The organism is Comamonas badia DSM 17552 (genome assembly GCF_000484635.1).
In the GTDB taxonomy this organism is placed as follows: Bacteria; Pseudomonadota; Gammaproteobacteria; order Burkholderiales; family Burkholderiaceae_C; genus Comamonas_C; species Comamonas_C badia.
In genome coordinates, this window is the sequence record NZ_AXVM01000006.1 from 154,586 (window position 1) to 181,580 (window position 26,995).

Annotated in this window: 27 protein-coding genes and 1 riboswitch; of the genes, 12 read left to right on the forward strand and 15 right to left on the reverse strand. The window is 66.6% G+C overall.

What is annotated here, in order from left to right; all coding sequences use genetic code 11:
* Nucleotides 1-30: 30 nt before the first annotated feature.
* Nucleotides 31-909: an ABC transporter substrate-binding protein gene (locus K320_RS0113760; protein WP_029696160.1), complete on the reverse strand. Its 879-nt coding sequence runs from the start codon at nucleotides 907-909 to the stop codon at nucleotides 31-33.
* Between the two features lie 38 nt (nucleotides 910-947).
* A complete protein-coding gene (locus K320_RS0113765) occupies nucleotides 948-2,795 on the reverse strand; it encodes a TonB-dependent receptor domain-containing protein (RefSeq protein WP_024539413.1) in 1,848 nt (615 codons plus the stop codon).
* A gap of 76 nt (nucleotides 2,796-2,871) precedes the next feature.
* Nucleotides 2,872-3,117, reverse strand: a riboswitch (cobalamin riboswitch).
* Nucleotides 3,118-3,152: 35 nt separating this feature from the next.
* Between K320_RS0113765 and K320_RS0113770 the strand changes: the two genes are divergently transcribed.
* Both K320_RS0113770 and K320_RS0113775 read left to right on the forward strand, forming a co-directional pair.
* Complete coding sequence (locus tag K320_RS0113770) at nucleotides 3,153-3,371, forward strand: cell division protein ZapB (protein WP_024539414.1); 219 nt, start codon at nucleotides 3,153-3,155, stop codon at nucleotides 3,369-3,371.
* Nucleotides 3,368-3,697: a cell division protein ZapA gene (locus K320_RS0113775; RefSeq protein WP_024539415.1), complete on the forward strand. Its 330-nt coding sequence runs from the start codon at nucleotides 3,368-3,370 to the stop codon at nucleotides 3,695-3,697. The genes K320_RS0113770 and K320_RS0113775 overlap by 4 nt, the downstream gene beginning before the upstream one ends.
* A 244-nt stretch (nucleotides 3,698-3,941) precedes the next feature.
* Here K320_RS0113775 and K320_RS0113780 read toward each other — a convergent pair whose 3' ends face one another.
* Together K320_RS0113780 and K320_RS0113785 are read right to left on the reverse strand one after the other, a co-directional pair.
* Nucleotides 3,942-6,374, reverse strand: coding sequence for a sensor domain-containing protein (locus K320_RS0113780; protein ID WP_034343526.1), 2,433 nt, complete (start codon nucleotides 6,372-6,374; stop codon nucleotides 3,942-3,944).
* On the reverse strand, nucleotides 6,371-7,678 hold the full coding sequence (locus K320_RS0113785) for an HD-GYP domain-containing protein (protein WP_342667232.1): 1,308 nt from the start codon (nucleotides 7,676-7,678) through the stop codon (nucleotides 6,371-6,373). Before K320_RS0113785 ends, K320_RS0113780 begins: the two co-directional genes overlap by 4 nt.
* A gap of 104 nt (nucleotides 7,679-7,782) precedes the next feature.
* Here K320_RS0113785 and K320_RS19105 point away from each other — a divergent pair, with 104 nt between their 5' ends.
* The 5 genes from K320_RS19105 to K320_RS0113810 all read left to right on the forward strand — a co-directional run bounded on the left by K320_RS19105 (nucleotide 7,783) and on the right by K320_RS0113810 (nucleotide 12,429).
* Nucleotides 7,783-8,016, forward strand: a complete 234-nt coding sequence (locus tag K320_RS19105; RefSeq protein WP_156913991.1) for a hypothetical protein — start codon at nucleotides 7,783-7,785, stop codon at nucleotides 8,014-8,016.
* Between the two features lie 181 nt (nucleotides 8,017-8,197).
* The gene (locus K320_RS0113795; protein ID WP_051384945.1) at nucleotides 8,198-9,487 is read left to right on the forward strand and encodes a M48 family metallopeptidase; all 1,290 of its coding nucleotides are present in this window, start codon (nucleotides 8,198-8,200) and stop codon (nucleotides 9,485-9,487) included.
* Nucleotides 9,484-9,819, forward strand: coding sequence for a 4a-hydroxytetrahydrobiopterin dehydratase (locus K320_RS0113800; protein ID WP_024539419.1), 336 nt, complete (start codon nucleotides 9,484-9,486; stop codon nucleotides 9,817-9,819). Before K320_RS0113795 ends, K320_RS0113800 begins: the two co-directional genes overlap by 4 nt.
* Nucleotides 9,816-10,757, forward strand: coding sequence for a ribosome small subunit-dependent GTPase A (rsgA, locus tag K320_RS0113805; RefSeq protein WP_024539420.1), 942 nt, complete (start codon nucleotides 9,816-9,818; stop codon nucleotides 10,755-10,757). The genes K320_RS0113800 and rsgA overlap by 4 nt, the downstream gene beginning before the upstream one ends.
* A gap of 142 nt (nucleotides 10,758-10,899) precedes the next feature.
* Nucleotides 10,900-12,429, forward strand: coding sequence for a catalase (locus K320_RS0113810; RefSeq protein ID WP_024539421.1), 1,530 nt, complete (start codon nucleotides 10,900-10,902; stop codon nucleotides 12,427-12,429).
* Here K320_RS0113810 and hisC read toward each other — a convergent pair.
* From hisC to rpsP, 7 genes are all read right to left on the reverse strand, one after another.
* The gene (gene hisC, locus K320_RS0113815; protein ID WP_024539422.1) at nucleotides 12,418-13,512 is read right to left on the reverse strand and encodes a histidinol-phosphate transaminase; all 1,095 of its coding nucleotides are present in this window, start codon (nucleotides 13,510-13,512) and stop codon (nucleotides 12,418-12,420) included. The genes K320_RS0113810 and hisC overlap by 12 nt on opposite strands.
* 72 nt (nucleotides 13,513-13,584) lie before the next feature.
* On the reverse strand, nucleotides 13,585-14,565 hold the full coding sequence (locus tag K320_RS0113820) for a CobD/CbiB family protein (protein WP_024539423.1): 981 nt from the start codon (nucleotides 14,563-14,565) through the stop codon (nucleotides 13,585-13,587).
* Between the two features lie 40 nt (nucleotides 14,566-14,605).
* On the reverse strand, nucleotides 14,606-15,298 hold the full coding sequence (locus tag K320_RS0113825) for a CoA pyrophosphatase (protein ID WP_024539424.1): 693 nt from the start codon (nucleotides 15,296-15,298) through the stop codon (nucleotides 14,606-14,608).
* Nucleotides 15,299-15,386: 88 nt separating this feature from the next.
* Entirely contained in the window at nucleotides 15,387-15,773 is a 387-nt protein-coding gene (gene rplS / locus K320_RS0113830; RefSeq protein ID WP_024539425.1) for a 50S ribosomal protein L19, read from the reverse strand.
* Nucleotides 15,774-15,886: 113 nt separating this feature from the next.
* Nucleotides 15,887-16,642 (reverse strand): tRNA (guanosine(37)-N1)-methyltransferase TrmD, encoded by a 756-nt coding sequence (trmD, locus tag K320_RS0113835; protein WP_024539426.1) that lies wholly within the window; start codon nucleotides 16,640-16,642, stop codon nucleotides 15,887-15,889.
* 12 nt (nucleotides 16,643-16,654) lie between these two features.
* Complete coding sequence (gene rimM, locus K320_RS0113840; protein ID WP_024539427.1) at nucleotides 16,655-17,227, reverse strand: ribosome maturation factor RimM; 573 nt, start codon at nucleotides 17,225-17,227, stop codon at nucleotides 16,655-16,657.
* A gap of 70 nt (nucleotides 17,228-17,297) precedes the next feature.
* Complete coding sequence (gene rpsP / locus K320_RS0113845) at nucleotides 17,298-17,549, reverse strand: 30S ribosomal protein S16 (protein WP_024539428.1); 252 nt, start codon at nucleotides 17,547-17,549, stop codon at nucleotides 17,298-17,300.
* A gap of 139 nt (nucleotides 17,550-17,688) precedes the next feature.
* Here rpsP and K320_RS0113850 point away from each other — a divergent pair, with 139 nt between their 5' ends.
* Complete coding sequence (locus tag K320_RS0113850; protein WP_024539429.1) at nucleotides 17,689-18,135, forward strand: TM2 domain-containing protein; 447 nt, start codon at nucleotides 17,689-17,691, stop codon at nucleotides 18,133-18,135.
* 52 nt (nucleotides 18,136-18,187) lie between these two features.
* Here K320_RS0113850 and K320_RS0113855 read toward each other — a convergent pair whose 3' ends face one another.
* Together K320_RS0113855 and K320_RS0113860 are read right to left on the reverse strand one after the other, a co-directional pair.
* Nucleotides 18,188-19,198, reverse strand: coding sequence for an inorganic phosphate transporter (locus K320_RS0113855; RefSeq protein ID WP_024539430.1), 1,011 nt, complete (start codon nucleotides 19,196-19,198; stop codon nucleotides 18,188-18,190).
* A 31-nt stretch (nucleotides 19,199-19,229) separates the two neighbouring features.
* Entirely contained in the window at nucleotides 19,230-19,877 is a 648-nt protein-coding gene (locus K320_RS0113860; RefSeq protein ID WP_024539431.1) for a DUF47 domain-containing protein, read from the reverse strand.
* A 162-nt stretch (nucleotides 19,878-20,039) separates the two neighbouring features.
* Between K320_RS0113860 and K320_RS0113865 the strand changes: the two genes are divergently transcribed.
* Genes K320_RS0113865 through K320_RS0113875 form a run of 3 tightly spaced genes read left to right on the forward strand, consistent with a single transcriptional unit; the run spans nucleotide 20,040 to nucleotide 24,111 of the window.
* Nucleotides 20,040-21,281, forward strand: a complete 1,242-nt coding sequence (locus K320_RS0113865; RefSeq protein ID WP_024539432.1) for a patatin-like phospholipase family protein — start codon at nucleotides 20,040-20,042, stop codon at nucleotides 21,279-21,281.
* Between the two features lie 56 nt (nucleotides 21,282-21,337).
* Complete coding sequence (gene metG / locus K320_RS0113870; protein WP_024539433.1) at nucleotides 21,338-23,398, forward strand: methionine--tRNA ligase; 2,061 nt, start codon at nucleotides 21,338-21,340, stop codon at nucleotides 23,396-23,398.
* A 50-nt stretch (nucleotides 23,399-23,448) separates the two neighbouring features.
* Nucleotides 23,449-24,111 (forward strand): GDSL-type esterase/lipase family protein, encoded by a 663-nt coding sequence (locus K320_RS0113875; protein WP_342667234.1) that lies wholly within the window; start codon nucleotides 23,449-23,451, stop codon nucleotides 24,109-24,111.
* 91 nt (nucleotides 24,112-24,202) lie between these two features.
* Here the strand turns inward: K320_RS0113875 and K320_RS0113880 are convergent, their stop codons facing one another.
* Entirely contained in the window at nucleotides 24,203-25,375 is a 1,173-nt protein-coding gene (locus K320_RS0113880; protein ID WP_024539435.1) for a pyridoxal phosphate-dependent aminotransferase, read from the reverse strand.
* A 69-nt stretch (nucleotides 25,376-25,444) separates the two neighbouring features.
* Here K320_RS0113880 and K320_RS0113885 point away from each other — a divergent pair, with 69 nt between their 5' ends.
* Complete coding sequence (locus K320_RS0113885; RefSeq protein WP_024539436.1) at nucleotides 25,445-26,323, forward strand: 23S rRNA (adenine(2030)-N(6))-methyltransferase RlmJ; 879 nt, start codon at nucleotides 25,445-25,447, stop codon at nucleotides 26,321-26,323.
* Between the two features lie 16 nt (nucleotides 26,324-26,339).
* On the opposite strand, the gene K320_RS18205 is transcribed toward K320_RS0113885, so the two are convergent.
* Nucleotides 26,340-26,990 (reverse strand): septal ring lytic transglycosylase RlpA family protein, encoded by a 651-nt coding sequence (locus K320_RS18205; protein ID WP_245593892.1) that lies wholly within the window; start codon nucleotides 26,988-26,990, stop codon nucleotides 26,340-26,342.
* Nucleotides 26,991-26,995 lie beyond the last annotated feature (5 nt).

Sequence of the window (26,995 nt, forward strand, 5' to 3'; positions counted from 1 at the left end):
TGTAGTGCTTACTGCATAAGCACATAAAGCTCATTTTTCAGAAGCGTTTTCGCGGATGACGCAATCGGCCATCAGCCACGCCGCCTCGGCCATGCGCGGGCCGGGGCGCACCAGAATATCGCGCTCGGCGCTGTTGAACCCGCACACCCTGCCCAGCCGCAGCGCACGCAAACGGCCCCAGCCCGGGCGGCGCGCCATATCGGCGCCGCCTTGCTCGCTCGCCATGATGAGGTCCGGGTCCAGCCGCACCACCAGCTCGGGGTTGATGCGCGGGTACAGCCCCAGATCCGCATCCATGGCATTCACCAGGCCCAGCGCCTGCATCAATTCATCGATGAAGGTGCCGCGCCCCGCGGCGCGCGGCTCGGGCGTGATTTCGTAGTAGACGCGCTCTCCGCGCGCCGCGGCCGGCACGCGGTGGGCGGCCTGCCGCACACCGGCATCGATCTCCTGCAGCAGCCGATCAGCGCCATCGACCTGCAGCAGCTCGCCCAGCAGCACGGTGGTGCGGCGCATCGCCGCGCGGGTCTTGGGCTCCAGGGCGAGCACCTTCAGGCCCAGCTCGCGCAGGCGCACGCTGGCACGCGAGGAGGACGCGAGCAGCACCACATCGGGCTTGAGCGCCACCACCGCCTCGATGCCCGGGTCCAGCCCGCCGCCCACCTGCGGCAGCGCCCGCACGGCCTCGGGCCAGTTGGAGTAGCGGTCCACGCCGACCAGCCGGTCGCAGGCCTTGAGCGCGCATACGGTTTCCGTCAGCGACGGCAGCAGGCTGACGATGCGCATCGGCGGGCGCTCGAAACGCGTGGTGCGGCCCGCGTCATCCGTGATCTCGTAGGCATGCGCCGCCGCGCCCGCCAGCAGCACGCTCGCAAGCGCCGCACCGCACCACCATTTCCAGACGTTCATCAAACTGCCTCCGCCCATCGGGTCAAGCCGCTGCCCGGTCAGCGCCCCGTCCAGCGCAGGCCGACAAAGAAGCTGCGCGGCAGCGCCGGATAGCCTTGCGCAAGCTGGTAGCTTCTATCGCCCACGTTGTCCACACGCACCAGCACATCCCACTGGCGGGCAACCGTGGTGCTGGCATAGAGATTGACCAGCCCATAACCACCCAGACGGCTGGTGTTGGCGGCGTTCTCCCACCGGTGGCTCGCCAGGTGCCACTCCGCGCCCAGCCGCCACTGCGCAACCCGGGTATCGGCGGCCAGCTTGAGCAGGCGCTGGGCGCGGCGCGCCAGCAGCGTGCCGGTCGCCAGGTTCTTCGGCTGCTGCAGATCCAGTGATGCGCTCAGGTTCACGCCGGCCACCTGGTGGGCCGCCATGAATGTCAGGCCCTGCAGGCGCGCCTTGCCCGCGTTTTCAAAGCAGCCAAAGGGGCTCAGGCATGCGCCGGGGGCGCCAAAATTGATCAGGTTGCTGACGCGGTTGCGGTACAGGGTGACGCCCAGGCGGCTGGCCGCCTGCCCCCAGTGCAACCCGATCTCCACGTTGCGCCCCTTCTCCGGCAGCAGTGCCGGCTGGCCGTATTCCGAGAAGCGCTGGTACAAGGTCGGCACGCGGAACGCCGTGCCGGCCGCCGCGGTGGCGCGCCAGCCCGGCGCAAACGCGAAGCCGTAGGCCACGCCGCCGGTGGTCTGCCCGCCAAATTCGCTGTCGCGATCGTGGCGCAGGTTCAGCTGGACGGTGTGTGCTCCGGCCACGTAACCGTAGCCCAGCGCCAGGCCATCCTGATGGCGGCCCTGGTCGATGGGGGCGTTGACAAGATGGTCCTCGCGGCGCTCCAGCGTGCCGGTGAAGGTGTGCGCCCCCTCCTTCCACTGGTTTTGCAGCAGGTAATTGCGCAGCCGGGTCCTGGACAGGTAGGGCGGCGTGGGCACCATCTCGTAGCGCTGCTGCGATTCGCTCACGCTCAAACGCGTGCTGTAGGCCGGACTCCACTGCGCCGTCCAGCTCGCGCCCAGCGTGGCGAGACGGTTCAGCCCGTGGTCATCAAGCCCGGGCAGGAAGCCATCGTATTGCGCATCCATGTCAGTGTAGGTGCCGGTGAGATCCACCCGATGCGCCTCGTTCAGCCGCAGCCCAATGCGGCCGCTCGCCGCCGTCTGGCGGTAGCCATCGCGGTCGGGGTTGGAGCCGGGGTGCGAGTCATGGCCTCGGCTCATGTCGCGCTGCAGGCCCAGCGAATAATCCAGCGCACCTTGCTTGCCCGAAAAGCCGGCCTCCAGCTTGCCGGTGCGGCGATTGCCGGCGCCGATGCCCACGTACGGCGTGAAGGGCCCATCGCCCTGGCGCGTGAAGATCTGCACCACGCCCGCCACGGCATCCGAACCATAGACCGCGGCTGCCGGGCCGCGCACGATCTCGATGCGCTCCACCTGGCCCAGGGCAATCGCCTCCCACGGCGCGCCACCGGTCGATTGCGAATCGACGCGCACACCATCAATGTAGACGGCGGTGAAACGCGTCTCCGCGCCACGCAGGAACAAGCTGGTCGCCGTCCCCGGTCCGCCGCTGCGGGAGAGCTCGACGCCAGGCTGGCGCGCCAGCAGATCGGCGATCGTCACCGCGCCACTTTGCGCAATCTGGTCCCGGTCGATCAGCGTCACATCCGCCAGCACATCCGTGAGGGGCTGCGGCGCCCGCACGGCGGTGACCACCACCTCGGAGAGTCGCGGCGCAGCGGCCGCCAGCGCCAACCGCTCTGCGCCGGACTGCGCCCATGCGGACAGCGACGCCATTGCCACCAGGGACAGGCCGGCGCGCGCGCAGGCGCGCCCCATATTCAAACGATTCATGATGAAAAAGCTTCAAAGGCAGCTCCGCCAGCTTCCCCGCCGGCTCTGAGCGATCACGGCTGGCGCGCCAGAAGCGCGCGCAGCCACCTCGTTGGCCGGTATCCGGGCTGGCGGAGCGCCCTCGCAGCGCCTTCCCAGGCGCTTGTTCAAGGCGCCCAGTGGCTGTATTGCTGCAAGAGTGAATCGAATCGATTCGTCCGCTGACCGTTGCGGGGGCAGCGCAGGCTGGGCAAGCCCTTCATGGCGAAGGACGCCTCCCTGCTTCCCGTTGAACTGCGGCGTGCGAACCACGACCGCGAGCACCAACAGGAGCGGATTTTAGCGGAGCAGACCCGCGGTCTTTACAATCTGCGCCCCATGGGCAACCCTTCCATTTCCCAGATCGCCGAGCGCGTTGACCGGCTGCTGCTGCGCCATGCCGAACTTCAGCGCACCAATGCACTGCTGAACCAGCAGGTGCAGGAGCTCACGCAGGAGCGTGATTCACTGCGCTCACGGCTGCAGGCCGCGCGCGCGCGCATCGAATCGCTGCTGGACCGCCTGCCAGCCTCCGCCAAGAACAAGGAGCAGCCGTGAGCAGCAAGCAGCTGGAAGTGCAGATCCTGCAGCAGACCTATCTGCTGGCCTGCCCCGAAGGGCAGGAAGCACGCCTGCTGGAGGCCGTGGAGCGCGTGGACACCGCCATGACGCGCATCCGCGACGCCGGCAAGGTACGCGCCCGCGAGCGCATCGCGGTACTGGCCGCGCTCAACCTCGCATTCGAGCTGGGCGACCAGGTGACCGGCAGCGCAGCCCCGCTGCCACCGGCCACGGAGCCGGCGAATGCCGCCGATACGGCGACGTTGCAAGGGCTGGCCGCCCGCCTGGACGATGCGCTGGGCAGCGACGGACAACTGATCTGAACAGCGCTGGACAAGGGCCGCGGCACGCCTACAATGGCAGTGTCTGCGGTGCCGCCGGGCTTTATATTGCCTTGAACCAATGCTCGTAGAGCACGGACTAGGTACATCACCCGGCAGGCGTGATCATCTCGCGTCAGATGAACCCAATGCCTGGTTGCCCTGGCCCACCTGAACCCCGGTTCAGGATGACGGCTCGGCGGCGTGCCGCAGACACCCCCCACCCTTTTCCTCCACCCCTGCACTGTCAGCCGCGCAGCGTGTGCCTGAGTGTCGCCAGGGTGCGAAATTCATCCGCGGGAAGCGCCGGGGAACACAGGAACCCCTGGTAATAGGCGCAAGGCATTTGCCGCAAGGCCTGGCGCTGGGCCTCGGTCTCCACACCCTCGGCCAGCACCTTCATCTGCAGGGCGCTGCCCATGCTCGTGATGGCCTGGACGATCGCCCGATCGCCCTCATCCTGCGGCAAGCCGCGCACAAAGGATTGGTCAATCTTGAGCTTGTGGATCTTCAGGCGCTTGAGGTAGGCCAGGCTGGAGTAGCCGGTGCCGAAATCATCGATGGCCAGCGACACGCCCATCGCAGCCAGGGCGGCGATGCGCGCCTCCATTTCCTCGACGTCGTTGAGCAGCACGCTTTCGGTCAGCTCCAGTTCCAGCAGGTGCGGCGCCAGCCCGTGGCGTGCCAGCAGGGAAGTGACCCGCTCGATGAAGCCGGCCTGCCGGAACTCGATGGCCGAGACATTCACCGCCACGCTGAGCTGCTCGCCCGCCGCCGCCCACTGCGCGGCGTCATCGATCGCCCTGTCCATGACCCAGGCGCCCAGCGTGGCGATATAGCCGGTCTCTTCCGCCAGGGGAATGAACTGGGATGGGGGCACCGCCCCGAGCTCGGGATCGGTCCAGCGTACCAGCGCCTCGGCCCCCACGATGGCGCCGCTTTCCAGGTCAACCTGCGGCTGGTAATGCACCGCCATATGCCCCTGCTGCAAAGCCTGGCGCAGCGCATGCTCTAGCTTCATGCGCGGCAGCAGATCGGCGCTCATGCGTGGCTGGTAGAAACCAAAGCTGCCTCGGCCGCGCTCCTTGACACGGTTCATAGCGGCATCCGCCTGGCTGATGAGTTCGTCTACCGTGCGCGCATCCTGCGGAAACAGCGTCAGGCCGATGCTGCACTGCAGGGACAGCGTCATATCATCCACCACACACGGGCGCGCAACCGCCTCCATCACGCGCCGCGCCACCGCCTCCGCGCCTCCCGCGTTGGCCGCATGCAGATAGACGACGAATTCGTCGCCGCCGATGCGGCAGAGCATGTCCGAATGGTGCAGACAATCCTGCAGCCGATGCGCCACCACGCGCAAGGCCCGGTCGCCAAACGGATGGCCAAGGGAATCGTTGATGTTCCTGAACCGATCCAGATCGAGCAGCATGATGGCAAAGCCCGTGCCGCTGCCCTGGGCCTCGTCAATCGCCTGCGAGACCCGCTGCCCGAACGAAAGCCGGTTGGGCAAGCCCGTCAGCACATCACGATAGGCAAGCTCCTCGACGCGCCTCTCGGCCGCATGCTGCGGCGTCAGGTCCTGCATGAAGCCAATCGACTGCGTGAGCGCGCCAGCGGCATCGCGCAGCGCCACCCATGACAGCCGCACCACCGTGGTGCCGGCACCCGGACGGGGCAGAAAAAGCTCGCCTTCCCACACATTGCCCTGGCTCCAGGCTTGACGCACCTGCTCCATCAGCCGTCCGCGTTCAGGCAGCGCGCTGAGGAACTGCAGCACAGGAACGCCCACCACCGCAGCGCTGTCCGTCAGCCACAGCTGTTCGCAACTGGGATTGACCCGAACCACCACGCCGGCTTGATCGGCCACAAAAATGGCATCCAGGCTGGATTCGAAGGCTTGCGCCGCCAGGCGCAGCTCGGCTTGCTGCCGCACCTGCAGCGTGATATCGCGGAACGTGAACACGCGACCGCTGGGATGACCGTTGGTCCATTGCGGCACCGCGCGCCGCTCCAGCACCGTGCCATCAGCCAGATGCAGCACATCGCGCGCCTCATGCATCGGGTCCTGCGCGAGCGCGCTCAGGCGCTCTCCATAGGCCGCCGGATCCTGTACCAGCGATTGCATGTGTGCGGCGATCGCGGCGTCATTGCGCTGAATCAGCAAGCTCCGGGGCAACTGCCATATCCTTGCCCAGGCGTGGTTGAAAGCGCGAATGCCGCCTTGCAGATCGCAGCTGAGCATCCCATCGGCCGCAGCGTCCAAGGTTGAACCCAACTGCGCAATCTGACCCAGCAATGCGCGCTCCGCCGCTTCCTCGCGCGAACAATCGCGCATCGTCATGAGCAGCAAATCCTGCGTCCCCTCGCCACGCAGCGCCGTGACATGGCGATCCACCGCAATCAGCTCGTCGCGGCCGGCCTGCTGGACGCTGGAGCGCGACGCAATCCCGAGCGCAAGGTCCTGGACGCTCTGGCCCCAGAATATCTGGTCTTCCGGCGTGCACGCGAGCTCCAGCACCAGGCTGCCAACCATGGCCTGGGGATCGCGGCCCACCAGACGGCCAGCGCCCGCATTGGCGTGGACGATGCGCAGCGAGGGACCATGCACCAGCCATGCCGCCAGGTCCAGGGCATCCGCCACGGACTTCCAGGTGACCAAGGCAGCCTGAGCGGTCATGCCACCCCCTCCCGCACCGTATCAACGGGCTGCACGCGATCGAAGAAGTAGCACAGCTGCTGACCCGGCAAGAAAAATTCAAGCGCCTCATCCGACAAGGCATCGAACTTCACGCTACGGCGTATTCCCTGCTCCTGATGACTGCCAAGATCGACGACCCGCGCGTCACGCCGCGACACACCCACCACAAACGGCAGCACATGGGGCCGCAGCGGGGACTGTGAATTACTGGCAACCACGCGCGCATAGCGCCCGTCGTTGAGCTGCACCAGCGAGCCCGGCGGATACACCCCCATCAGGCGAATGAAGGCAGCCAGCACCGTCGTGGCATCAAAGCGTTTGCGCTCCTGCGCGAACAGCCGCGCCAAAGCCTCATGCGGCGTGTGGGACGATTCGCCGTGCAGGGGGTTGCAGAGCCGGTCATAACGGTTGACCAGCGCCAGGATTTTCCCGAACTGGCCCATCTGCGCCGCCTCGACCCGCCGCGGATAGCCGCTGCCATCCGCCATCTCGTGGTGCTGCCCTATGGCAAGCAGGACATCGGCACCAAACCCCATGCGCTGTGCCAATGCAACCGAGCGAATCACATGTTCTTCATAGATCCGCTTGTCACTCGCCGACAGCGGGGCACCCGGTTGCGCAATGTGCGCCGGCAAGTGAATCTTGCCGATGTCGTGCAGCAGTCCGGCCGCCGCCAGATGCTCCAGGGCCTGCGCCCCCAGGCCGAGAGCCCGCCCCAGGAGCAGGGACAGCACCATCACATTGACGCAATGGTTGCCCTGGTGCTGACCGATGATGCCCGTCAGCAAATGCACGGTGTAGTTTTCCGATTGCAGCAACTCTGCCACATCCGCCCGCGCCAGCGCCTCGACCTGAGCACGCGCGGCGACGGGGGCGGAATCCACCGTCTCCGCCACCTCCGCATAAAGCGACGCCGCCTGGTTGAAGCGTGTCCGGCACCTGGCCTGCACGACTTCATGGCGATCGGGAGAATCCAGCATCGGCTCCAGGGTTTCGGCGTCCTGCTGCGCGCCAGCAGCCGAAGATGGCCCCGCCTGCATCGGCAACGAAGCATCGTCGGGTGCCGGACGCTCGTCCGAATCCACCACCAGACTCTTGGACGGCACGTAACGCAACTGGGTCACCCCCAGGCCGCGCAATATCTGAATCTGCTCCACGGAAGCAATGCGAAAGTTGCTCGTCGGGAACGGATGGTTCATCCAGCCCATTTCGAGCTGGATGAACATGCCCACGCGGAGCCTTTCGATATCGACCAGAACAGAAGGTGGAGGCACAGTCTGCACCGCACACGTAAGTGCCGCGGATGAATGGTTGTTTACGTTGGATTATCGGCAGCCAGTGCTACCAGTTAACTGTTGAATTGAGGGGTAAACAACGGTGAAACCATATGAAATCAGAAAACGCGATCGAAAAAATCTACCAAGAAAACCCTGCTCGGCAGCCGCGCCACGCTGAAGCCAGAGCCGTGTTCACGCGCAAGGTACTCGTGGGCCAGTTGCGGGCCAAAGCCGGCGTAATGCGTGCGCACCAGCTGCACGTAGTGCGCCTGCTGCGCCTCGTCGATGCGCCGGTTGCTGGGCTGCCTGCGATTGCGTCAGTCCCTCATGCTGCAGGCGTTTGAGCACCTGCAGACGCTGCACTTCCTTGTGACTCATCAGCTTGTCCTGTGCCTGCACCTGCGTCCTCCAACAGCATCGAAGGGGACACTTCTACTTGGGGCAAAGGGGACATTACTGTCTTGGGGCCACACACCCAATGCCTTGCCCAATGCCTTGCAGCCCATGCCCTACACTGGCACCCCCATGCCGTCACTGCTCTCTCCTTCGCTGCTGTTCACCTACCTGTTCGCCGCGGCGCTCGTCGCCGGGCTGCTGCTCAAGGTCTGGCTTGCCAGTCGCCAGATACGATCGGTGGCGCGGCACCAGGGCGAAGTGCCGGCGGCGTTCGCCGGCCACATCAGCCTGGCGGCCCATCGGCGTGCGGCGGGCTACACCATTGCCAAGACACGCCTGGGCCTGCAGGAGCTGGCCGTCGGAAGCTGCGTGCTGCTGGGCTGGACGCTGCTGGGCGGCCTGAATGCGCTCAACCAGGCACTGCTCGGCTGGCTGGGCGGCGGCATGTGGCAGCAGCTGGCGCTGCTTGCGTGCTTCGCCCTGATCGGCGGGCTCATCGACCTGCCCTTGGGCTGGTACAAGACTTTCGTGGTCGAGCAGCGCTGGGGCTTCAACCAGATGACGCCGGGGCTGTGGCTTTCGGACCTCGCCAAATCGACGCTGGTGGGCGCGCTGATCGGTCTGCCGCTGGCCGCGCTGATTCTCTGGCTCATGCGGGCGGCGGGCACGCTGTGGTGGCTCTGGGCCTGGGGCGTGCTGGTGGCCTTCAATCTGGTGATGATGGTGGCCTATCCGCTGTGGATCGCACCGCTGTTCAACCGCTTCCAGCCGCTGGAAGACGAAAGTCTCAAGAGCCGCATCGCGGCACTGATGCAGCGCTGCGGTTTCAAGGCCAGCGGCTTTTTCGTCATGGACGGCAGCCGGCGCAGTGCGCACGCCAATGCCTATTTCACCGGGCTGGGTCGCGCCAAGCGGGTGGTGTTCTTCGACACGCTGCTCAAGCAGCTCTCGCCCGACGAGGTGCAGGCGGTGCTGGCGCACGAGCTCGGACACTTCAAGCACAAGCATGTGCTGCGCCGCATGGTCGGCCTGTTCGTCATCAGCCTGCTCGGCTTCGCGCTGCTGGGCTGGCTGTGCACGCGCGCCTGGTTCTACACCGGCCTGGGCGTGCAGCCCAACCTGACGCTCGATGGCAGCGCGCCCAACGACGCGCTGGCGCTGCTGCTGTTCATGCTGGCGCTGCCGGTGTTCACCGTCTTCGTCACGCCGCTGCTGGCCCAGCTCTCGCGCCGCGACGAGTTCCAGGCCGATGCCTATGCGGCGGCGCAGGCCAGCCGCGACGACTTGCGCAGCGCGCTGCTCAAGCTCTACCAGGACAACGCCTCCACGCTCACGCCCGACCCGGTGTACGCTTCGTTCTATTACTCCCACCCACCGGCCAGCGAGCGTCTGGCACATCTCGCACCGGCAACACCATGACGTCTTCTTTCCCTAAAAAGGACTGGTCAGCGCAGACCAGGCGTGCGCTGACAGCTACGGAAATCGTAACGCAGCTGGCAGATCTGAGCGGCTGGGCACTGCAAGGCGACGGCGCGCAGGTGGCGATTGCCAAGACCTACCACTTCGCCAACTACTTCGAGACCATGGCCTTCGTCAACGCCATCGCCTTCATCGCGCATGCGCAGGACCACCATCCTGACCTTTCCGTGCACTACAACCGCTGCGTCGTGTGCTTGAACACGCACGATGTCGGCGGCATTTCGGCGACCGACATCGCGTGCGCCCGCCAGATGGACGCCCTGCTCACGTGACTGCCGCGCCCGGCCTGGTGGTGGCCGCGCACGGCCGCCACTGCGTCGTGGAGACGCCCGACGGCGAGCGGCGCATCTGCCACCCGCGCGGCAAGAAAAGCCAGGCCGTGGTCGGGGATCAAGTGCTCTGGCAAAGTGCCCGCCATGGGGACGGTGAAGGCACGGTGGAGCAGGTACTCGAACGCCGCAACCTGCTCTACCGCCAGGACGAGGTACGCAGCAAATCGTTCGCCGCCAACCTCGATCAGGTGCTGATCCTGCTGGCCGCGGAACCGGTGTTTTCCGAAAGCCTGCTGGCGCGCGCGCTGATCGCCTGCGAGGCGGCCGGCGTCACGCCGCTGATCGCGCTCAACAAAAGCGATCTGGTCACGCCATTCGCCAGCGCCTGGGAGCGGCTCTGGCCCTACCGCCACATGGGCGGCGATGGCCAGGGCGCGCACCACTACCGCGTGCTGCCGCTTTCGCTCACGCAGTCGGGCGCGGTCGATCGCGGCGCCCTGCTGGCGCTGCTCGCGGACAAGACCACGCTGGTGCTCGGCCCTTCGGGCGTGGGCAAGAGCACGCTGGTGAATCTGCTCGTGCCGGGCGCGGCGGCGCAGACGGGCGAGATCTCGCAGGCCCTCGGCTCGGGCAGGCACACCACCACCACCACCACGCTGTACTGGCTGGAGGACGCGCGGCGCAGCGCGCTGATCGATTCGCCGGGCTTTCAGTCCTTCGGTCTGAACCACATCGCAGCCACGGATCTTGCGCGGCTGATGCCTGACATGGCCTTGCACCTGGGGGGCTGCCGCTTCTACAACTGCACCCACCTGCATGAGCCCGGCTGCGCGGTGCTGGCGCAGGTGGCGGAGGGGCGGGCGCCCGGCCTCATCAGCCCGCCGCGCCATCGCATCTACCGCGAATTGTTCGCAGAGCTGAGCACACGGCCCTATTGACAGGGACAGCGGTACGCCGGGCGCGAACGTGCCATTGCCTATCGCCGCGATCAAGAATACTCAAACACCAGGCACACGATTTTTCTTACGATGCTCCCATCGGTTTCGCCGATCTTTGCAAACCCTTCTGTTGGAGCATCTCATGCAGGATAAATCCCCCAAGTGCCCCGTGACCCACCTGACGACCGACTTCGGCGCCCCCGTGGTCAGCAACCGCGACAGCCTGACCGCCGGCCCGCGCGGCCCGCTGCTGGCGCAGGACAACTGGCTGAATGAAAAACTGGCCGGCTTCGTGCGCGAGGTGATCCCCGAGCGCCGCATGCACGCCAAGGGCTCGGGCGCGTTCGGCACCTTCACCGTGACCAAGGACATCACCCAATACAGCCGCGCCAAAATCTTCGAGAAGGTGGGCAAGCAGACCGAGATGTTCGCCCGCTTCACCACCGTGGCCGGCGAGCGCGGCGCGGCCGACGCCGAGCGCGACATCCGCGGCTTTGCCCTCAAGTTCTACACCGAAGAGGGCAACTGGGACATGGTGGGCAACAACACGCCGGTGTTCTTCATGCGCGACCCGCGCCAGTTCCCCGACCTGAACAAGGCCGTCAAGCGCGACCCGCGCACCAATCTGCGCTCGGCCAGCAACAACTGGGACTACTGGACGCTGATCCCCGAGGCCCTGCACCAGGTCACCGTGGTGATGAGCGACCGCGGCATCCCGGCCAGCTACCGCCACATGCATGGCTTCTCGTCGCACACCTACAGCTTCTGGAACCATGCGGGCGAGCGCTTCTGGGTCAAGATGCACTTCAAGACCCAGCAGGGCATCCAAAACCTGACGGACGCCGAGGCCGAGGCCCTGGTCGGCAAGGACAGAGAGAGCAGCCAGCGCGACCTGTACGAGGCCATAGCGCGCGGCGACTTCCCGAAGTGGACGATGTACGTGCAGGTCATGCCGGAGGCGGACGCCGAGAAGGTGCCCTACCACCCCTTCGACCTCACCAAGGTCTGGCCGCATGGCGACTACCCGCTGATCGAGGTCGGCGTGTTCGAGCTGAACAAGAACCCCGAGAACTTCTTCCTCGACGTGGAGCAATCGGCGTTCTCGCCCAGCAACCTGGTGCCCGGCATCGGCGCCTCGCCCGACCGCATGCTGCAGGCGCGCCTATTCAACTACGCCGACGCGCAGCGCTACCGCCTGGGCGCCAACTACCAGCAGATCCCGGTCAACCAGGCGCGCTGCCCGGTGCACAGCAACCACCGCGACGGCCAGGGCCGGGTGGACGGCAACTACGGCGGCCTGCCGCACTACGAGCCGAACAGCTTCGGCCAGTGGCAGGCGCAGCCGCAGTTTGAAGAGCCGCCGCTCAAGATCAACGGCGACGCCAAGCACTGGAGCTACCACCAGGACGACAGCAACTACTTCCAGCAGCCGGGCAACCTGTTCCGCCTGATGACGGATGCACAGAAAGAAGCGCTGTTCGGCAACACCGGCCGCGCCATGGGCGACGCGCCCGAGTTCGTCAAATTCCGCCACATCCGCAACTGCAACGCGGCCGACCCGGCCTACGGCGCGGGCGTGGCCAAGGCGCTGGGGCTGGACTTGAAAAAGGCGCTGGCGTCGAAGAAGGACGATCCGATGAACGGCAACCCGCTGGTGGCGCTACCGGTTTGACGCCAGGATGGCCGCCACCGCCCGCACCAGCGCATCGCACTGCGCGGGCGTGCCCACGCTGATGCGCAGGTAGGGCGCAATACGCTCGGGCCGCGCGAAGTGGCGCACCAGCACCGCGCGCTCGCGCAGCAGCGCGGCCAGTTGCGCGCCGTCGCGCCCCGGATGGCGCGCGAAAAGGAAATTGGCCTGCGAGGGCAGTACCTCGAAGCCCAGCTCCTGGAGAGCGCGCGCCAGACCGTCGCGGTTGTGCATCACGGCGTGGCGGGTTGCGTCGAAATACGCCACGTCCTGCACGGCAGCGCACGCGCCGGCCTGGGCCAGGCGGTCCAGCGGGTAGGAGTTGAAGCTGTCCTTCACGCGTGTGAGCGCGTCGATCAGCGGCGGCGCCCCGAAGGCCGCGCCCACCCGCAGCCCGGCGAGCGAGCGCGACTTGGACAGCGTGTGCACCACCAGCAGGTTGGGATGGCGTGCAATGAGCCCCACGGCGCTCTCGCCGCCGAAATCCACATAGGCTTCATCGACCAGCACCACGCGCTGCGGGCAAGCCGCCAGCAGCCGCTCGATCTGCGCCAGCGGCAAACCCATGCCCGTGGGCGCGTTCGGGTTGGCCAGCACGATGCCTGCGCACGGCCCTTGCGCAGCACGCGCGGCCAAGGCGCCCACATCGACCGCCAGCCCGGCATCGAGTGGCTGCAGCTCGGCGCCGATGCCCCACAGCCCGCAGTACACGCGGTAGAAGCTGTAGGTGATATCGGGCATCAGAAGCCGCTCGCCCGCATGCTGGAAGAATGCGAAGAAGGCATGCGCCAGCACTTCGTCCGAGCCGTTGCCGACAAAGACCTGATCCGTCTGCAACCCATGGGCTGCCGCCAGCGCCTCGCGCAGCGCGAGCGATTGCGGATCAGGGTAGAGCTGCAGGCCCTCGCGTGCGGCCGCCTCCACGGCCGCGATGGCGCGCGGCGACGGCGGATAGGGGTTCTCGTTGGTGTTGAGCTTCACCAGGCCCGCGATGCGCGGCTGCTCGCCGGGCACATAAGGTTCGAGCCGCTCCACGACGGGGCTGCACAGCGAAGGGATGGACATGCGGGAAATTCCTGTTTTCATAGCTTACAGCGCTTGCTGCATAAGCGCTTGAGACTGTTTTTTCTTATATTTTTAGCCCAATAGCCGCGCCAGCGTGAGCAGCGCCAGCAGCAGCATCCAGACCACCACCGAGCGCCACACCAGCCCCACCACGCTGCGCAGGTGCGCCACCTGCGGTTCCTGGCCGGGCGTGGCATCGCTGTCACCCAACGCGCCACCGGCTTCAAAACCGGCATTCGCGGCACCACGCCCGCGCAGCGCCACGCCGCCCAGGCGCACGCCGATCGCACCGGCCGTCGCCGCCAGCACCACGCCATCGTTGTCACCGGGAAAGCGCTGCGCGTGAAAGCGCCAGCCTTCGATCGCATCCTCGAAACTGCCGACGACGGCGAAGGACAGCGCGGTCAGGCGCGCGGGCAGCCAGTCGATCACCATCCATGCCCGCTCCGCCGCCCTCACCAGCGCCTGGCTGGGCGGGTGTTCAGGCAACGGTGCGCCCGCGCCCCAGTGGCGCGCCGCGAATTCCGCCATGCGATAGAGCACCGCCCCGCTGGGTCCCAGCCCCAGCGCCGCAAATCCGGCAAACCACGCCAGCACGCCAAACACATGGCGATGCGCAGCGACCACCGAGTACTCGATGACGTGGCGCACGATCTCGCTGCGCGGCAGCTGATCCACTTCCACCTGTTTCCAGCGCGCCAGGCCTTCGCGCGCGCGCTGCACGTCGCCCTCTTCGAGCGCATCACGGATAGCGGTGAAATGGTGGCTGAACTGGCGGAAACCCAGCGTGATGTAGAGCACCACAATATTCCAGACCAGCGCCAGCGGCCAGCCTACGAAATGCAGCAGCGCCCAATACACCGCCAGCACCGCCAGCGGCGGCACGCCCACCGCCAGCGCCCAGGTGAGCCAGCCATGGGGCGGGCTGCCAGCGTCGAAATTGCGCCGCGCCGACAGCGCCCAGGCACGCAATCCTTCATGGATGGGATTGCTGCGCGCCAGGGGGCGCGCCTGCTCGATCAGCAGGGCCAGCAGGATGGCAAAAAAACTCATGCGGACAATGATAGCGAGCCGCGCCCGCCGAACGCGCCCTTCAGGCGCTCATGAATCGATAGAAATTGCGCAGCATGCCCGCCGTGGCACCCCAGATGAAGCGTGTCCTGCCGCCATCCTGGTAGGGCATCGCATACCACTCGCGGCGCTGCCCCTGCCATTCGAACGCCTGGCGCCGGTGGTGCGCGGGATCAAGCAGAAATTGCAGCGGCACCTCGAAGATATCGGCCACTTCGTCCGGGTTGGCGTGCAGGCGCGCACCGGGCCTCACCAGCGCCACGACCGGCGTCACGATGAAGGACGATCCGGTCACATAGTCCGGCAGGCTGCCGAGCACCTCGACCCCGCCGCTGTCCAGCCCCACTTCTTCGCGCGCCTCGCGCAGCGCAGTCGCAGCGGCATCCCGGTCCTGCGGATCGCTGCGTCCGCCCGGGAAGGCCACCTGTCCCGAATGCGTGGACAGATGCTGGGTGCGCTCCGTCAGCAGCACCGTGGGGCGCGCGTGCAGCACGATGGGCACGAGCACGGCCGCATGGGCCGGCGCGCGGTCCAGGAATTTCGGCTCGCGCTGAATTTCCGGCACCCAGGCCGGCGGTGCCGCAAAGCGCTGGCGCAACGCCGCCACGGTCTGCGCCGCGTCAGCGACCGGGGGCAGCGCATCCGGCTCCCCCACGAATGGCAGCCTGCGCGGATCAAAGCGCGGGAGCGTGAAAGGAGCGGCGGACTTCTGCACGGGCTCTCGGGAAAACAAAACCGCTACAGGCCTGCGCGCTGTAGCGGCTTTGGGTGCTCTGCCAGCATGGTCGTGGCAGCCAGGCCCATCAGGCCTGGGGAGCGTCGCTGACCTTGACGCGCGAAGGCAGCTTTTCCTTGATGCGCGCGCGCTTGCCGCTCAGGCCGCGCAGGTAGTACAGCTTGGCGCGGCGCACGTCGCCACGGCGCTTGACTTCGATCTTGGCGATCAGCGGGCTGTAGGTCTGGAAGGTGCGCTCCACGCCTTCGCCGTTGGAGATCTTGCGCACGATGAAGCTGCTGTTCAGGCCGCGATTGCGCTTGGCAATCACCACGCCTTCGTACGCCTGCACGCGCTTGCGCGTGCCTTCGACGACGTTCACGCTGACGATCAGCGTATCGCCGGCGGAAAAATCAGGGATCTGGCGGTTGAGGCGGGCAATTTCCTCTTGCTCAAGGGTCTGGATCAGGTTCATGGTGTCATCCATCGATCATGCCCGCGCCAAGATTGGCAGCGGCGCCCCGATTGGCGCCTTGTAGGCCATGGCCATTGCCATGACGGCCGGGTAGAGGATCGAAAAGCCGCTGATTATAGCAAGCGAAGGCTGGTTTCGTCATCCTCCGTCAGCAGCCCATCGGCGCGCGCCGCATCCAGCAGGTCCGGGCGCAGCTGCCGCGTCAGGCGCAGCCGCTGGCCGCGGCGCCACTGCGCAATCTGCGCGTGGTTGCCCGAAAGCAGCACCGCCGGCACCTCGCGCCCCCGCCACGCTTCAGGACGGGTGTAGTGCGGGCAATCGAGCAAACCGTCAAGCTGCGGGCTGAAGCTGTCCTGCCTGGCGCTGTCCTCGTCGTGCAGCACGCCCGGCTGCAGGCGCGCCACGGCATCGAGCAGCGCCATGGCGGCCACCTCGCCGCCGGAAAGGACAAAATCACCCAGGCTGATTTGCCGCTGGACATGGGCATCGATGAAGCGCTGATCGATGCCTTCGTAGCGGCCGCAGAGCAAAATGGCGCCGCTGCCGGCCGCCCAGGCCTGCACGCCCGCCTGGCCAAGCCGCTCTCCCACGGGAGAAAACAGCACCATCGGCGCCTGTACCTCGCGTGCTTCGTTGCGATCGGCGCGGATGGCCGCGAGGCAATGCGCCAGGGGCTCCGCCATCATCACCATGCCCGGGCCGCCGCCAAACGGACGGTCATCGACACGGCGGTAGTTGCCCTCGGCATGATCGCGCGGGTTCCACAGGTGCACCGCCACCTGCCCCGAGGCATAGGCGCGGCGCGTGACGCCACTTGCGAGAAAAGGGGCGAACAGCTCGGGGAACAGCGTGATGAGATCAAAACGCACGCCGAGACCTCTTCAGTAATCCGGCTGCCAATCGACCGTGATGCGCCGGCCCGCGAGATCCACCTGATCAACAAAGGCGGAAACAAAGGGAACCAGGCGCTCACAGGGCTTGCCACCTTGCTCGCCTGCCAGCACCAGCGTGGTCTGCGGCCCGGAGGCGAGCAAATCCCGGACCGTGCCCAGCTGCACGCCCTCGCGGTTGGCGACCGCAAGGCCGATCAGGTCAACCCAGTAGTATTCGTCGTCCTGCGTCTGCGGAAACGCCGAACGGGGAATGAAAATGCGCGCGCCGCGCAGCAATTCAGCCTGCGCCCGGTCCTGCACCTCCTGCGCCTGCGCCACGACCGCATCGCCGTGCGGACGCGCCTGCTGCACGCCGAGGCTCACGCAACGCCCGAACGGGCTCTTCGCCCCGCGCTCTGCGGGCAGCAGGAACCACTGCGGCGCCGCCAGCAAGGCCTCTGGCGCGCTGCTGAAGGGCACCACCTTGAACCAGCCCTTGACGCCCCAGGCCTCGCCGACACGGCCAACCTCTATGGCGTCGTGCGGCAGTTCGGCAAAGGGCAGTTCGGGGAAATCGATCATGCGCGTTGAAAAACAAAACGGGCCCGTCAGTGCGCCCGACGAAGCCCGTGCTGGCTGGCGCCAGGAGTGATCAGGCAGCCTGCTTGGCGGCCTGGCGGATCAGGCGATCCACGGTGGGAGACGCCTGCGCGCCCACGCTCTTCCAGTAGGTGATGCGATCCTGCACCAGACGCAGACCTTCCTCGCCGCCCTTGGCGGAGGGGTTGTAGAAACCCACGCGCTCGATGAAGCTGCCGTCGCGGCGCACGCGCTTGTCGGCAACGACGATGTTGAAGAACGGACGGCCCTTGGCGCCGCCGCGGGAGAGTCGAATCACGACCATGGTTGAATCCTTCGGGTGGTTGCCGCTGACATTGCGGCAGTTCTTGCTGCGCTTGAGACACGCGACTGGCCACCCGGCCAGCGACACGCTGCAAAGCCCGGCATTATAGCGGGATGATTTCGGAGGAATAATCACACCCATGAAAAACAAGACCCTCACCACCTGGCTTGCCTTCCTGGGCGGTCCGCTCGGACTGCACCGCTTCTATCTGCGCGGCCTGGGCGACTGGCTCGGCTGGCTGTTCCCTATCCCGACCGCTCTCGGAATCGTCGGCGTCGAACGCATCCAGCAGCTCGGCGTGGATGACCAGCTCAGCTGGGCGCTGATTCCGCTGCTGGGCCTGATCATCGCCGTGTGCGCGCTGACGGCCATCGTGTACGGCCTGATGCCGCAGGACCGATGGAACGCACGCTTCAACCCCGGCGCGGCGCCGGACCATCCGGCTGGACGCACCTACTGGCTGACGGTGATGGGCGTTGCCGCCGCGCTGCTGGTGGGTGCGGGGGTGCTGATGGCGACGATTGCCTTCGGCTTCGAGCATTTCTGGGAATACCAGCTCGAAGAGGCTCGCAAGATATCGCAGTAAAAAGCATTCCAGCGCTTTTCGCCAAAGCGCGGGCAGCTATCATATTGAGAGATCAATACATCTGCAGGCTCGCCCAGTAGGCGATGCCGGAGATGAATGCACTCGCCGGGATGGTGAGTATCCAGGCCCAGACGATATTGCCCGCCACGCCCCAGCGCACGGCGCTGGCACGCTGGGTGGAGCCAACGCCCACGATGGCTCCGGTGATGGTGTGCGTGGTCGAGACCGGAATGCCCAGCCAGGTGGCCAGGAAAAGCGACAGCGCCCCGCCCGTCTCGGCGCAAAACCCGCCCACGGGCTTGAGCTTGGTGATCTTCTGCCCCATGGTCTTGACGATGCGCCAACCGCCGAACATGGTGCCCAGTCCCATCGCGCTGTAGCAGGCCAGAATGACCCAGATGGGCGGCTCGGCATCCCCGGCGGAGGCATAGCCGGTCGCGATCAGCAGCAGCCAGATGATGCCTATGGTCTTCTGCGCATCGTTGCCGCCATGCCCCAGGCTGTAGGCGCCGGCCGAGATGAGCTGCAGGCGCCGGAACCACCGGTCGATGCGCTGCGGACGCGCGCGCCGCAGGAGCCAGGCCATGAGCACCATCATCATCGAGCCCAGGATGAAGCCCAGCAGCGGCGAGATGAAGATGAACGCCACGATCTTGAAGATGCCGCTGGCCACCAGCGCGCCCGCGCCCGTCTTGGCGATCACGGCCCCGACGATGCCGCCGATCAGCGCATGCGAGGAGCTGCTGGGAATGCCGTAGTACCAGGTGATGATGTTCCAGCTGATCGCGCCGACGAGCGCGCCGAAGATCACGTGCGTGTCCACCACATGGATGTCGACAATGCCTTTGCCGATGGTGGCCGCGACACTCAGGTGGAACACGAAAATCGCAATGACGTTGAAGAACGCCGCAAACACCACCGCCTGCGACGGCTTGAGCACGCCGGTGGAGACGACGGTGGCAATCGAATTGGCCGCGTCGTGAAAGCCGTTCATGAAATCGAACGCGACGGCCAGACCAACCAGCAGAATCACGACCCAGAGGGCGGCCTGAACGGTTTCCATGGTGCAGGGAAAGTGATGAAGAAGCGATGCTTCAGGAGTTTTCGAGGATCACGCCCTCGATGTGGTTGGCCACGTCCTCGCATTTGTCCGTCACGGTTTCGAGCAGCTCGTAGATTTCCTTGAGCTTGATGATCTCGCGCGCATCGACCGCTTCGCGAAACAGCTTGCTCATCGCGCTGCGCAGCACGCGGTCCGCCTCGCCCTCGACACGGTCGATCTCCTCGCAGACCTTGAGCGCGCGCTCCGTCACCGCCGGCTCCGCGATGCGCCCCAGCATGCGCACCGCATCGCGCACCAGGCCGCAGCACGTGACGCACAGCTCCGTGAGGTGCCGGATTTCCTCGGTCACATGCTGCAAGTCATAGAGCGCCATGGCTTCGGCCGTGTCCTGCAGCAGGTCGGCCACGTCGTCCATGGTGTTGATGAGTGAATGGATCTGCTCGCGGTCGATGGGCGTGATGAAGGTGCGGTGCAAGGCCCGGTTCACCTCGTGCGTCACGCGGTCGGCGGCGCGCTCGGCATCGTCAACCTCCTGCTGGTGGCGCTCGCGCTGCTGCGGGTTTGCATAGTCCGCCACCAATGAGGAAAACGCCTCCACCGCCTCCACGATGCGATCGGCATGCTGGTTGAACATCTCGAAAAAATTGCCCTCGCGGGGCAATAATTTTCCAAACAGCATGCAGGCTCCTGGTGGGAAGGACTTGTGAGGCAGCGGGCCGCGCTTGGTGTGGTGCGAACCGCGAGAAGCCGGAATTTTACTCGGGGTAACCCCGGGGTCCGGCGAGCGCAAAATCTTCTATAACCGCTGCACCGTGACAGCACGGCGTCCGCGCCGCCCTCCATGCCAGCCCCGCCTCTTTCCAACGCCAGCGCCGCGCCACCACTGACGGGGCTGGTGCTGACCGGCGGCGGAGCCCGGGCGGCCTACCAGGTCGGGGTGCTGCAGGCGATCTCGGACCTGCGCCGCCAATGCGAGCCGGACAACCACGCCAACCCTTTCCCCGTCATGACCGGCACCTCGGCCGGGGCGATCAACGCGGCCGCATTGGCCTGCGGGGCGGACCAGTTCGATCGCGCGGTGCGGCGTCTGGCGCGCGTCTGGAGCCATTTTCATCCGCACAACGTCTACCGCTCGGACTCGATCAGCATGCTGCGCAGCGGTGCCAGCTGGCTGTCGCTGCTGTCGCTCGGCTGGGTGGTCGCGCGCTGGCATCGCCTACGGCCGCGCTCATTGCTGGACAACGGCCCGCTGCTGCAATTGCTGCAGCAGCTCGTGCCCCTCATCCGCCTGCCCCTGCTGATGCGCGAAGGCCATCTGCACGCGCTGGCCATCACGGCGTCCAGCTACAGCTCGGGCGAGCACATCACCTTCTTCGAAGCCAGCGACCGGCTCGTGCCCTGGGTGCGCACCCAGCGGCGTTCGGTGCGCGACGAGATACGCCACGAGCACCTGCTGGCATCGTCCGCCATTCCTTTCATCTTTCCCGCCCAGGGCATAGACATCGACGGCGCCACGGAGTATTTTGGCGACGGCTCGATGCGCCAGTCCGCCCCGATCGCACCGGCGATCCATCTTGGCGCGGAGCGCATCCTGGTGATCGGCGCGGGGCGCATGCACGAATCCGGGAGCGATCCGACGGCCGCGCCCTCCAGCGGCTATCCGTCGCTCGCGCAGATCGCCGGCCATGCGCTCTCCAACATCTTCCTCGACGCCCTCTGGGTGGACGTGGAGCGCATGCAGCGCATCAACAAGACGCTGTCGCTGATCCCCCCGCAAGCGCGCACCAGCAGCGCGCTGAAGCCGCTGGAACTGCTGGTGATCGCGCCATCCCAGCGCCTGGACGCCATCGCCACCCGCCACGTCGATCGGCTGCCGGTGGCGCTGCGCACGCTGCTGGGAACCATAGGCGTGTCGTCAAAAAAACAGGAAGTGCGCAGCGCCGCACTGGCCAGCTATCTGCTGTTCGAGGAGCACTACACGCAGGAGCTGATGGCGCTGGGCCGGGCCGATGTGGCGGCGCGGCGCGATGAGGTGCTGGCGTTCTTCGGCTGGACGCTGCCCGTACAGGCCAGCAAGCCTTGAACAGCACGCGGCAGCGTTTCCTACAATGACCGGTTTCGCAAAGCCAGTCGCCACCCATGTCCGCCCGCAAGATCTTCGTCACCACCGCGCTGCCGTATGCCAACGGCAAGTTCCACATCGGCCACATCATGGAATACATCCAGGCCGACACCTGGGTGCGGGCGCAGCGCATGGCGGGCTCGCAGGTGAATTTCGTCGGCGCCGACGACGCGCACGGCGCGCCCATCATGATCGCGGCCGAGAAGGCCGGCAAGACGCCGCAGCAGTTCGTCGCCGACATCGCCGCCGGGCGCAAGGAATACCTGGACGGCTTTCACATCGCGTTTGACAACTGGCACAGCACCGACGCGCCGGAAAACCACGCGCTCGCGCAGCAGATCTACCTGGATTTGAAGGCCAACGGCCTGATCGAAACCCGCACCATAGAGCAGTTCTTCGACCCGGAGAAGAACATGTTCCTGCCCGACCGCTTCATCAAGGGCGAATGCCCGCGCTGCCACGCCAAGGACCAGTACGGCGACAACTGCGAGGTCTGCGGCGCGGTCTATGCGCCCACCGAACTCATCAACCCCTACTCCGCGCTCTCGGGCGCCAGGCCCGAGCTCAAGACCTCGGAGCACTTCTTCTTCAAGCTCTCGGACCCGCGCTGCGTGCAGTTTTTGAAAGAGTGGACGCAGGACGGCTTTCACGTGCAGCCCGAAGTGGCCGCCAAGATCAGGGAATGGTTCGGCACGCGCACCAACCCCGATGGCAGCACCAGCGAGGGCCTGGGCGACTGGGACATCTCGCGCGACGCGCCCTATTTCGGCATCGAAATCCCGGATGCGCCAGGCAAGTATTTCTACGTCTGGCTGGATGCGCCCATTGGTTATCTGGCATCACTCAAGAACCTTCTGGACAAGCGCGGCGAGGATTACGACGCCTACATGGCCGACCCGGCCCTGGAGCAGTACCACTTCATCGGCAAGGACATCATCACCTTCCACACGCTGTTCTGGCCCGCCACGCTGAAATTCAGCGGCCGCAAGACGCCGACCAAAATCTGCGTGCACGGCTTCATGACGGTGAACAACGGCGAGAAGATGAGCAAAAGCCGCGGCACCGGCCTCGATCCGCTCAAGTACCTGGCGCTGGGCATGAATCCCGAGTGGCTGCGCTACTACCTGGGCGCCAAGCTCAACGGGCGCAACGAGGACATCGACTTCAACCCCGAGGACTTCATGGCCCGGGTGAACGCCGATCTGATCGGCAAGTACGTGAATATTGCGTCACGCGCCGCAGGCTTCATCGCCAAGCGTTTTGGTGGCAGGCTTGGCAGCGTGGGCAGCGACGGGCAGGCCTTGCTGGCCGAACTGCACGCGCAGCAAGCCGCCATCGTGCAGGCCTACGAAGACCGCGACAGCGCCCGCGCGGCGCGCGACACCATGCTGCTGTGCGACCGGGTGAACAGCTATGTGGACGCCAACAAGCCCTGGGAACTCGCGAGGCAGGAAGGGCAGGACGCGCGCCTGCACGATGTCTGCACCACCTGCATCGAGGCCTTCCGCCTGCTCACCATTTACCTGAAACCCATGCTGCCCGCCACGGCGGCGCAGGTGGAAGGCTTCCTGCAGATTGCGCCACTCTCCTTCGCCGACGCGCAAAGCCTGCTGGGCACTGGCCACGCGATTGGCCAGTACCAGCATCTGATGCAGCGCGTGACGGTGGAGCAGCTCGATGCGCTGTTTGCCCTGCCCGAGCCGGAAAAGGTCTTGCCCGGCGGCGAGGAGATCGCCCCCACGATCACGATCGCCGATTTCGCCAGGATCGATCTGCGCATCGCCAGGATCGTCGAATGCCAGGCGGTGGAGGGCTCGACCAAACTGCTGCGGCTCACGCTGGACGCGGGCGAAGGGCGGCTGAGGAATGTCTTCTCGGGCATCTCCAGCATGTACCAGCCCGAGCAGCTGCAAGGCAAGCTCACCGTGCTGGTGGCCAACCTCGCGCCGCGCAAGATGAAATTCGGCGTGAGCGAGGGCATGGTGCTTGCCGCCAGCCATGCGGATGAAAAATCGCACCCCGGCATCTACGTGCTTGAACCCTTCCCGGGTGCCGAGCCCGGCATGCGGATTCATTGAAAAGCATAGCTGCTCACGCTTTCTGCATAAGCGTTTGAGCCCGATTTGGCTTGAAAACCATCCGTACACCCATCCCCGCCGACCGGCGCCGCCTGCTGCTGGCCGCGCTGGCGCTCGGCGCCATGGCCGCCTGCGGCCGGCGCGCACCCAAGGCGCAGGCCGTCCCCGCGGGCGCCACGGTGCTCGCGCTGGGGGATTCGCTGACGCAGGGCGTGGGCGCCGATCCGCAGCACGCCTATCCCGCCGTGCTGCGGGAGCTCAGCGGCTGGAACCTGGTCAATGCCGGCGTCTCGGGCGACACCAGCGCGCAGGCGCTCGCACGCCTGCCCGACTTGCTGGTCGAGCACCATCCGGCGCTGGTGCTGATCGGCCTGGGCGGCAATGATTTCCTGCGCCAGACGAGCGCCAGCGCCGCCAAGGACAATCTCCGCGCCGCCTGCCGAATGTCGCTGGACAGCGGCGCGCAGGTGGTGTTGATCGCGGTGCCGCAGTTCTCGCTGCTCGCCGCCAGCACCGGGAAGCTGAGCGATCACCCGCTCTACGCCGAACTGGCGAGCGAGCTGGAGATGCCCCTGTACGCGGGCGGCTGGTCCGAAGTGCTCGGCGACGCGCGCCTGCGCTCCGACCGGGTGCACGCCAATGCCGAGGGCTACCGTCAGTTCGCGGACGGCCTGGCGCGGCGGCTGCGAGAACTCGGGCTGCTCGCGCGCTGAGCCGCCCCGCATCGGGGCCGATGCGGCGTTGCGCAAGGCCGCTGGGTGATCCAGCTACAGGTCAGCTACGCTGCTCAGCGCCTCGTCCCGGCTACGTACGGCCGCGCGCCAGCCAATCGTCCAGCCGCCGCACCCCCAGCGCCAGCCGTGCCGCGTCCTTGGAGGCGAAACACCAGCGCAGCCAGCCTTCCCCCTCGGCGGAAAATGCCGCGCCGGGTGCAAGGCCCAGGCCTGCCTCCAGCACCAGGCGCTTGGCCAGCTGCAGTGAATCGGCAAACCCATCGATGCGGACAAAGGCGTACATCCCGCCCGGCGCACGGCTCGTGCGCACCCCCGGCAAGGCCTGCAGCGCGGGCACCAGCGCATCGCGGCAGGCGCGCATGTGGGCGACGATGCGCGGCGTGATCTCCGCCACATGCTCCAGCGCCGCCAGCGCTCCCTGCTGCGCAAACACCGGCGCGCACGAAGTGTTGAATTCGATCACCTTGCCCATCTGCGCCGCCATCGCGGGCGGCATCACCATCCAGCCCAGGCGCCAGCCGGTCATGAGGAAGGCCTTGGAAAAACTCTGCACCACCACCAGCCGGTCGTCTTGCGCCGCGATGTCCAGAAACGACGGCGCGGCGCGGCTCTCGGTGTCGTCCCGGTAGTACAGCCGCTCGTACACCTCGTCGGACAAAATCCAGGTGCCGGTGCCGCGGCAATGGTCCAGGATGGCCTGCTGCTCGGCGCGCGTGAGCGTCCAGCCCGTGGGGTTGTTGGGCGAGTTGAGCACCAAGAGGCGCGTGCGCGGCGTGATGGCCGCCAGCAGCTTCGCCAGATCCAGCGTCCACGCGCCGTCTTCCTGCGGCTGCAGGGCCACGCAGCGCAGCTGCGCGCCCATGATCTGCGGCTGCCCGGTGAGGTTGGGCCACACGGGCGTGACCACCACGACCTCATCACCCGCATCCACCAGCACCTGCATCGCGAGCATCAGCGCATTCACGCCGCCCGAGGTCACCGCGATGCGCTCGGCCGCCACCGCGCCGCCATGCAGGCGCGAGCTGTAGTCGGCCAGCGCCTCGCGCAGCTCGGGCAGGCCCATGTTGTGCGCGTAGAACGTCTCGCCCGCCTGCAGCGAGGCTATTGCCGCGGCGAGAATCACTTCGGGCGTGGTTTCGTCGCTCTCGCCAAACCAGAAGGGCAGCACATCGGCGCGGCCCATGCCCGCATTGGCGACTTCGCGGATTTTGGAGGCTTCAAGGTTCAGGATGGCACTGCGCATGGTTCTCTTTCGTCAGGAGTTCAAGCATGGCACAGAACGCATGTCCCCGTGCGGCTACCATTGCCGCCCATGTTCAGTTACCGCCACGCCTTTCACGCCGGCAACCACGGCGATGTGCTCAAGCACACCGTGCTCATTGCCTGCCTGCGCCACCTCACGCTCAAGGAGACGGGGCTCACCGTGATCGACACGCACGCGGGCGCGGGCCTGTACCGGCTCGATGGCGACTACGCCCGCACCAGCGGCGAGGCGCTCGAGGGCGTGCAGCGCCTCTCCGGGGCTGCCGATCTGGCGCCCGCCTTGCAGGATTATCTGGAGGTGGTGCGCAGCTTCAACAGCAAAAGCGCGCTGCGCATTTACCCAGGATCACCCTTCATCACCCAGCGGCTTCTCCGCCCGCAAGACCGGCTGCGGCTGTTTGAAATTCACCCCAGCGATTTGCCTACGCTGGTACGCAACGTGGCGCAGCTGGAGGCGGACAGGCAAATCACCGTGTACTCCGAAGACGGCTTTGAGGGCATCAAGAAATTACTGCCTCCACAGCCCCGCCGCGCCCTGCTGCTCTGCGATCCAAGCTATGAATTGAAGAGTGATTACGCCCGCGTGCACGCCCTGCTGCAGGAAGCCATCAAGCGCTTTGCCACCGGCTGCTACGCCGTGTGGTACCCCGTGATCGCCCGGCCCGAAGCGCACGAACTGCCCCGGCGCCTGAAGGCGCTGGCCGCGCGCGCGGGCAAGCCCTGGCTGCATGCCACCCTCACCGTGAAATCGGCGCGCGTGCGCAAGCTCGAAGACGGCAGCGAGCAGCGCCCGGGCCTGCCGGGCAGCGGCATGTTTCTGGTGAACCCGCCGTATCTGCTGCAGGAGCAGCTGCAGGCGGCGCTGCCGCAGATGGCCGAGCTGCTGGCGCAGGACGACCACGCCAGCCACCTGCTGGAAACGGGCTGAAGGCCGCCCCCTGTGGCTACTTGCGTTTCAGCCCCTGGCCGGATGCCTTCTTGAGCCCCAGCGGGGCAGCAGCAGGCGAAGGCGAGCGGCTCGCGGGCTCCAGACTGCGCTCCGCCTGCTGCGCCCCGACGTCCTCGCCCAGCGCGGGCACGCAATCCTCGCCGTCGTCGTCCACCAGCCACAGTTCCACGGGCTTGATGCCGAGGCCGATCATGCCCAGCTCCTGCGCAGCCGCCTGGCTCAGATCCACCACACGATCGCCCGCACCGCCAAACGGCCCGCGGTCGTTGATGCGCACCATCACCGTCTTGCCGGTGACCAGGCTGCGCACGCACACCCTGGTGCCAAACGGCAGCGTGCGGTGCGCGGCAGTGAAACCCATGCGATCAAACCGCTCGCCGCTGGCCGTGCGCCGCCCGTGCAGGCCAGGGCCGTACCACGAAGCCAGCCCTTGGTCGAGCAACTGGTACTCCGGCTTTGCCGATTCAACCTCGGGCGGCGCAGCCGGCGCAGGGGCCTGTGCCACTTCAGACGCTGGCGGCGTGAATGGCCGCTCCACAGGCTGCGCCGTCTGCTCAGGCAGCCGTACCGCGCGGCGCGGCACGTCCGGCGCAGCATCGGTGCTCTCAGGCACCGGCAGCGCGCAGGCCACCAGCAACAGGACCAAGGCAC

Excerpts from the sequence above, each read along its gene's own strand:
- K320_RS0113865 (WP_024539432.1), top strand. The coding sequence starts at position 20,040 with ATGCCAGCCCCGCCTCTTTCCAACGCCAGCGCCGCGCCACCACTGACG.
- K320_RS0113810 (WP_024539421.1), top strand. The coding sequence starts at position 10,900 with ATGCAGGATAAATCCCCCAAGTGCCCCGTGACCCACCTGACGACCGAC.
- K320_RS0113880 (WP_024539435.1), bottom strand. The coding sequence starts at position 25,375 with ATGCGCAGTGCCATCCTGAACCTTGAAGCCTCCAAAATCCGCGAAGTC.
- K320_RS0113765 (WP_024539413.1), bottom strand. The coding sequence starts at position 2,795 with ATGAATCGTTTGAATATGGGGCGCGCCTGCGCGCGCGCCGGCCTGTCC.
- hisC (WP_024539422.1), bottom strand. The coding sequence starts at position 13,512 with ATGTCCATCCCTTCGCTGTGCAGCCCCGTCGTGGAGCGGCTCGAACCT.
- metG (WP_024539433.1), top strand. The coding sequence starts at position 21,338 with ATGTCCGCCCGCAAGATCTTCGTCACCACCGCGCTGCCGTATGCCAAC.
- K320_RS0113820 (WP_024539423.1), bottom strand. The coding sequence starts at position 14,565 with ATGAGTTTTTTTGCCATCCTGCTGGCCCTGCTGATCGAGCAGGCGCGC.
- K320_RS0113770 (WP_024539414.1), top strand. The coding sequence starts at position 3,153 with ATGGGCAACCCTTCCATTTCCCAGATCGCCGAGCGCGTTGACCGGCTG.
- K320_RS0113795 (WP_051384945.1), top strand. The coding sequence starts at position 8,198 with ATGCCGTCACTGCTCTCTCCTTCGCTGCTGTTCACCTACCTGTTCGCC.
- K320_RS0113885 (WP_024539436.1), top strand. The coding sequence starts at position 25,445 with ATGTTCAGTTACCGCCACGCCTTTCACGCCGGCAACCACGGCGATGTG.
- rpsP (WP_024539428.1), bottom strand. The coding sequence starts at position 17,549 with ATGGTCGTGATTCGACTCTCCCGCGGCGGCGCCAAGGGCCGTCCGTTC.
- K320_RS0113850 (WP_024539429.1), top strand. The coding sequence starts at position 17,689 with ATGAAAAACAAGACCCTCACCACCTGGCTTGCCTTCCTGGGCGGTCCG.
- K320_RS0113780 (WP_034343526.1), bottom strand. The coding sequence starts at position 6,374 with ATGACCGCTCAGGCTGCCTTGGTCACCTGGAAGTCCGTGGCGGATGCC.
- K320_RS0113860 (WP_024539431.1), bottom strand. The coding sequence starts at position 19,877 with ATGCTGTTTGGAAAATTATTGCCCCGCGAGGGCAATTTTTTCGAGATG.
- rimM (WP_024539427.1), bottom strand. The coding sequence starts at position 17,227 with ATGATCGATTTCCCCGAACTGCCCTTTGCCGAACTGCCGCACGACGCC.
- K320_RS0113800 (WP_024539419.1), top strand. The coding sequence starts at position 9,484 with ATGACGTCTTCTTTCCCTAAAAAGGACTGGTCAGCGCAGACCAGGCGT.
- K320_RS19105 (WP_156913991.1), top strand. The coding sequence starts at position 7,783 with ATGAAATCAGAAAACGCGATCGAAAAAATCTACCAAGAAAACCCTGCT.
- rplS (WP_024539425.1), bottom strand. The coding sequence starts at position 15,773 with ATGAACCTGATCCAGACCCTTGAGCAAGAGGAAATTGCCCGCCTCAAC.
- K320_RS0113760 (WP_029696160.1), bottom strand. The coding sequence starts at position 909 with ATGAACGTCTGGAAATGGTGGTGCGGTGCGGCGCTTGCGAGCGTGCTG.
- K320_RS0113855 (WP_024539430.1), bottom strand. The coding sequence starts at position 19,198 with ATGGAAACCGTTCAGGCCGCCCTCTGGGTCGTGATTCTGCTGGTTGGT.